Annotated in this window: 4 protein-coding genes; all 4 read right to left on the bottom strand. The window is 72.5% G+C overall.

Going from position 1 to position 6,000, the window contains the following annotated elements:
* Positions 1-69: 69 nt before the first annotated feature.
* The 4 genes from ACFCV8_RS24045 to ACFCV8_RS24030 all read right to left on the bottom strand — a co-directional run bounded on the left by ACFCV8_RS24045 (position 70) and on the right by ACFCV8_RS24030 (position 5,624).
* Complete coding sequence (locus ACFCV8_RS24045) at positions 70-945, bottom strand: LPXTG cell wall anchor domain-containing protein (RefSeq protein ID WP_376687488.1); 876 nt, start codon at positions 943-945, stop codon at positions 70-72.
* Positions 946-1,301: 356 nt separating this feature from the next.
* Positions 1,302-2,408, bottom strand: a complete 1,107-nt coding sequence (gene prfB, locus ACFCV8_RS24040; RefSeq protein ID WP_376687487.1) for a peptide chain release factor 2 — start codon at positions 2,406-2,408, stop codon at positions 1,302-1,304.
* Between the two features lie 91 nt (positions 2,409-2,499).
* On the bottom strand, positions 2,500-3,744 hold the full coding sequence (locus ACFCV8_RS24035; RefSeq protein WP_376687486.1) for a serine/threonine-protein kinase: 1,245 nt from the start codon (positions 3,742-3,744) through the stop codon (positions 2,500-2,502).
* Positions 3,745-3,950: 206 nt separating this feature from the next.
* The gene (locus tag ACFCV8_RS24030; RefSeq protein ID WP_376687485.1) at positions 3,951-5,624 is read right to left on the bottom strand and encodes a serine/threonine-protein kinase; all 1,674 of its coding nucleotides are present in this window, start codon (positions 5,622-5,624) and stop codon (positions 3,951-3,953) included.
* Positions 5,625-6,000: the final 376 nt, after the last annotated feature.

Here is a 6,000-nt window from a genome sequence, read left to right as displayed (position 1 = left end):
GCCGTGTGGCGTCCCGGGCCCCTTTCTGTGCCTGTGCGCCGGGCCGGGGCCCGGTGCGGGCGGCAGCCCTTAGGCGACCGCGCGGCCGTTCATCAGGCGCGGCAGGATGCGGAAGCCGATGCCTCCGGCGATCATCGTCGCGGCGCCGACCACCAGGAAGGTGGTCTCGGCGGCGCCGGTCTCGGCGAGCTCGTCCTTGCCCTTGCCCTGTTCGACGGGCTGGTTGCCGGCCGAGTCGGGGGTGGTGTTGTCCGCGCAGGTGGCGCCGTCGAGGTCGACGGTGCAGGAGTCGTCACCGCCGGTCACGGAACCGCCGGTGGAGCCACCGGTGGCGGTGGAGCCGCCTGTGCCAGTGGTGCCGCCGGTGCCGGTGGTGCCGCCCTGGCCGCCGGAGCCGCTGGTGGAACCGCCGTTGCCGGAGGTACCGCCGTGGTTGCCGTTGCCACCAGTGGACGAGTTACCGCCCTGGTTGCCATTGCCACCGTTGGACGAGTTGCCGCCCTGGTTGCCATTGCCGCCGGTCTCGTTACCGCCGGTCTCATTGCCGCCGGTCTCGTTACCGCCGGTCTCGTTACCACCGGTCTCGTTACCGCCGGTCTCGTTACCACCGGTCTCGTTACCACCGGTCTCATTGCCGCCGGTCTCGTTACCACCGGTCTCGTTACCACCGGTCTCATTGCCGCCGGTCTCGTTACCACCGGTCTCATTGCCGCCGGTCTCGTTACCACCGGTCTCGTTGCAGCGCGGGTCGATCGGGCTGCAGCCCTCGCCGCCGCCCTGCTCGCCCTCGCCGTTGCCATTGACCTCGGCCTTGGCCGACAGCCCGGCAACGTTGACATCGACGCCGACGGCCGAGGCGACACCGGCGGCGGTGAGCGAGGCACCCGCGGCGATGACCGCACCCGCGGCGATCCGCGCGACGCGGACGCGCGTCTTCTTCGTCATGTGCTGCTACCCCCAGTAGCTGATCTCGTCAGTGGAGCAGCCATATGCGGGCCCCGGTTCTCCGGAGTTCGCTCCGAGCGGCGCCACACAGAGTCATGGTCATGCCGCCCGCCCCCGTTCGCACCCGTCCCAGACATACGCATGCTGCCCTAGCACCCTGGCGGCGGTTAAGGACTACGTCAAGGCCGTTCCGTGCACTATGTGCGGCTTTGGTCGCAGTTGGTCACCATACGGAAGCACGACTGTGACGCACTCGCCGCCGCGCCCGCGCGGGCGCGGCACCAACTCCCCCACGGAAAAACGGCGGTGCCGGAGACCGCGGGGGTCTCCGGCACCGCCGGGAAGGCTGTCGCCGTCTACTTCTCGCGCTGCTTGCGCCAGCGGATGCCGGCCTCCAGGAAGCCGTCGATCTCGCCGTTGAAGACCGCTTCCGGGTTGCCCATCTCGAACTCCGTACGCAGGTCCTTGACCATCTGGTACGGGTGCAGGACGTACGACCGCATCTGGTTGCCCCAGGAGTTGCCGCCGTCGCCCTTGAGGGCGTCCATCTTGGCCTGCTCCTCCTGGCGGCGGCGCTCGAGCAGCTTCGCCTGGAGGACGTTCATCGCGGACGCCTTGTTCTGGATCTGCGAGCGCTCGTTCTGGCAGGAGACGACGATGCCGGTCGGCAGGTGGGTCAGCCGGACCGCGGAGTCCGTGGTGTTGACGCCCTGGCCGCCGGGGCCCGAGGAGCGGTACACGTCGACGCGCAGCTCGGACTCGTCGATCTCGATGTGGTCGGTCTGCTCGACCACCGGCAGCACCTCGACGCCCGCGAAGGACGTCTGGCGGCGGCCCTGGTTGTCGAAGGGGGAGATCCGGACGAGCCGGTGGGTGCCCTGCTCGACGGAGAGCGTGCCGTAGGCGTACGGCACCTGGACGGCGAAGGTGGTCGACTTGATGCCGGCCTCCTCCGCGTACGACGTCTCGTAGACCTCGGTCTTGTAGCCGTGCCGCTCGGCCCAGCGGATGTACATGCGCTGGAGCTTCTCGGCGAAGTCGGCCGCGTCCACGCCACCGGCCTCGGCGCGGATGTTGACCAGGGCCTCGCGGGCGTCGTACTCGCCGGACAGGAGGGTGCGGACCTCCATCTCGTCCAGCGCCTTGCGGACCGCCTCCAGCTCCGTCTCGGCCTCGGCCAGCGCGTCGGCGTCGCCCTCGTCCTCGGCGAGCTCGAAGAGGACACCGAGGTCGTCGATGCGGCCGCGGAGGGCCTCCGTCTTGCGGACCTCGGCCTGGAGGTGCGAAAGCTTGCTGGTGATCTTCTGCGCCGCCTCGGGGTCGTCCCAGAGGGAGGGCGCGGCCGCCTGCTCCTCGAGCGCGGCGATGTCCGCCCTCAGCGCATCCAGGTCCAGGACGGCCTCGATCGACCCCATGGTCGAGGAGAGGGACTTCAGCTCTTCGGAAATATCGACGACTGCCACGGGTCCAGCGTAACGGCTGTCGGCGCGGACGTTCCTCGGGCCGTCCGATTCGTCCCGGCAATCGGCCGCGCCGGGCCCCCGCGGGGCCGGGTCAGGGCGTTTCCGGTGCCGAGGTCCCCGGCTCCTTGTCCGGTGCGTCCGCGTCGTCGCCGCCCAGGGCCAGCGCGCCGCCCACGCCGAGCGCGGCCACCAGCGCCAGGACCGCGGTGCCCAGCACGATGCGGCGCTTGCGGACGGCGGCGGACTTGTTGCGGGCCGAGCCGGGGCGGGGGGCGCCCGGGGAGCGCGGAGCCCTGGCGGTGCCCCGGGGGCCGCCGGAGAGCTCGTCGGGTGCCGGGACGCGCATGCTCGTGTGGGTGTCGCGGTTGGAGTCGGCGGACGAGCCCGGGACCAGCGGGACCGCGCCGCGACGGCGGGGTTCCTCGGCGGCCGGGGCGTAGCTCTGCTCGTCGTGGGCGCCGCCCGCGGGACCGGCCTCGGCGTCCGGCTCGTCCACGTCGAGCGGCGGGATGCCGGCCAGTTGCGGGAGCTGTTCGCGCAGCCTGGCCGCGAGCTCCGAGGCGCGCAGCCGGGAGGCGGGGGCCTTGGCGAGGCACTGGACCAGGAGCTGCCAGAGTTCCTCGGGGATGCCGGGGAGCGGGACGACGGTCTCCGTCACGTGCCGCCGCAGGACCGCCCCGGGGTGCCCGCCGCCGAAGGGCGTGAAACCGGCGAGCAGTTCGTACAGGACCGTGGCGAGCGCGTAGATGTCGACGGCGGCACGCGGCGGCAGTCCCTCGACTATCTCGGGCGCCAGGTAGTCCGGTGTACCAATGATCTTGGTGGACTTCGTGCGGCGCGGGGTGTCGATCAGCTTGGCCACGCCGAAGTCGGTGAGCAGCGCGGGGTGCGCGCCGCCGGGGCCGATCGGGCCCTCCATGTCGAGCAGGATGTTCTCGGGCTTGACGTCACGGTGGACCACGCCGGCGGCGTGCGCGGCGGCGAGGCCGTCCGCGACGTCCGCGATGATCGCCACGGCGGCCTCGGGCGCGAGGCGTCGTTCGCGGTCCAGGCGGGTACGCAGGTCGGTGCCGCGCACCAGGTCCATGACCAGGGCCAGGTCGTTGCCGTCGACCACGAGGTCGCGGACGGCGACGACATGCGGATGGGCGAGGCCGAGCAGGGCGGTGCGTTCCTGGACGAAGCGTCCGACCAGCTCCTGGTCGGACGCGAGGTCCTCGCGGAGCAGCTTGATGGCCACCGGGCCGTCGGGCCCTTCGCCGAGCCAGACCGTGCCCGCGCTGCCGCGCCCCAGGATCTGGTGTGCGGTGTACCGGCTGCCGATATTCCGTGCCAAAACTGCTCCCTCAGCGGCTGGCGATGGACCGTCGCTCATGACCCCCGGTCGACAAAGTTACGCGTCGGCCGGGGGGTTGAGTGCCCGGGATGGTGCCAAGCCTCACTTCCGCGGGCGATATGCGGTGGAAACTGGCCCGCGGAAGTCGATATAGCTACAGAGTTGATGGTGTCGCGGCCGCTCGGGGCCGCCGGTGCGGTGGCCGCTCAGGGAGTGCCGGTGCCGCTCGTGCCGGTGCTGCCGCTGTCGCCGCCGCCCAGTTCGGAGATCCAGTCGCCGACGGTGGAGACGGCGTCGCTGATCGCCTTCCAGTAGCTCTTGCCCTGGCCGATCCAGTCCTGCAGCGGGGTCAGCTCCCAGATGAGCCAGCCCGCGACGAGGAGCAGCACCACCGTGAACAGACAGCCCTTGAGGCAGCCGAGGCCGGGAATGCGCATCGGGTTGGCGCTGCGCTGCCTCGGCTCGCGGGGCTGGCGCGGGGCCGGCGGCTGGGGCGCCGGCTGCTGCGGGGGCGCGTACTGCTGACGCTGCGGCTGGTGCTGCTGCGGTGGGGGCTGGGGCTGGTACTGCTGCTGGGGGTACTGCTGCTGCGGCTGCTGGTACTGCTGGGGCGGCGGCTGGCGCCGCTGCTGCTGTTGGGGCTGGTGCTGCTGTTGGGGCTGGGGGCGCTGGGGGCGCCTGCGCAGCGGGTCCTCGCTCGGGTCGAGGTACTGGACCTGGGTCGGCTCGTTGCGGTCGCGGGCGGCCCGGAGCTGGGACTGCCAGGGGTGCGGCTCCTCGGGCTGCGGGGGGGCGTCCGGGCGCGACGGCACGGGGGGCAGGACCGAGGTCGGGTCGGCGTGCCCGCCCGCGCCCGGCCCGGTCTGCGGCAGGACGCTGGTGGCCGCGGCGGGGTCGTACGAGCCCGCGTTGCTCGGCAGCACCTGGGTCGGGTCGGCCGCGCCGGGGGTCTCCGGGACGGCCGCGGGGGCCGGGTCGGGGGCGAGCAGTGCGCCCACGCCGTCGGCCGCGGCGATCTGCGCGGAACTGGCGTGGACACCGATGCCCTCGGCGACGACGCGCAGGCCGCGGGCCAGGTTCTCGGCGCTGGGCCGCCGGTCGGGGTCCTTGCTCAGGCAGCGCTCTATCACCGTCCACAGCGGGGCCGGGACGTTGCCGGGGCGGACGGGCTCCTCGCTGAGGTGCCGGTGCAGGACTTCGAGGGCGGTGCCGCCGGCGAACGGCGGGCGGCCGGTGACCAGCTCGTACAGCAGGATGCCCGCGCCGTAGATGTCGACCGCGGAGGTCTGCGGGCGGCCCTCGGCGGACTCGGGCGCCACGTAGGCGGGGGTGCCGACGAACTCGTGGGTGCGGGTGAGCCCCGGGGAGTCGGCGAGGCGGGCGATGCCGAAGTCGGTGAGCATCGGGCGCATCCCGCCGCCGCTCTCGTCCAGCAGGACGTTGGCGGGCTTCAGGTCGCGGTGGACGACGCCGTCGGCGTGGCTGGCGGCGAGCGCGTCGGCGATCTGCGCGGTGAGCAGCGCCGCGGCGACCGGGGTGAGCGGGCCGTTCTCGCGGAGGTAGCGGTGCAGGTCGGGGCCGTCGACCAGGTCCATGACCAGGGCGAGGAGATCGCCCTCCACGACCAGGTCGCGGGTGCGCACGATGTTCTCGTGGGTGAGCCGGAGCAGCACGGAGCGCTCGCGGAGGAAGCGCATCACGACATCCGCGTCGTTGGCCAGCTCCTCCTTCAGGACCTTGATCGCCACGGTCTCGCCGGGCTCACCGGCGACGGCCGCCTCGGCGCCCGCGGTCTCCCGCTGGCGGGCCCGCCAGACGGTGCCCGTGGCGCCGCGTCCCAGCGGCTCCTCCAGGAGGTACTTGCTGCCTACCGGCCGCACGTCATGCGCTCCCTGCAGATCGTGGTGCTTACGGTGTTCCCGGATCCCGCCCGGGAGTTCCGGCTTACTCTAGGGCCTTTCGTCAAACTGCCGCCGTCGCCCGGAGGGCGGCCGGGCGGCGCCCGGTGCGGGCGGCTGTTTCCGGACAGATCTCCGGGCCCTGCGCGGGCCCGTACGCCCTGGTGGTGTCCGCTCGGGGACATCGGGCGTCCTGGAACAAGACGCCCTTTCCGGGCCGATGGTTGCCGTACTCACGTTCGAGGAGCCGCCCCGGAGGTGGTTCCGGAACGGTTCCGTCCTCCCCGACGCCGTTCCAAGCAGGCACTAATGGGCGCACAGCCGACGTTTCAAGATCGTTAAGCGGCGACCCGCGGGC

Source organism: Streptomyces sp. NPDC056347, assembly GCF_042262625.1.
GTDB lineage: Bacteria > Actinomycetota > Actinomycetes > Streptomycetales > Streptomycetaceae > Streptomyces.
Note: the sequence above shows the minus strand (reverse complement) of the source record. Positions and strands in the feature narration are given on the sequence as shown.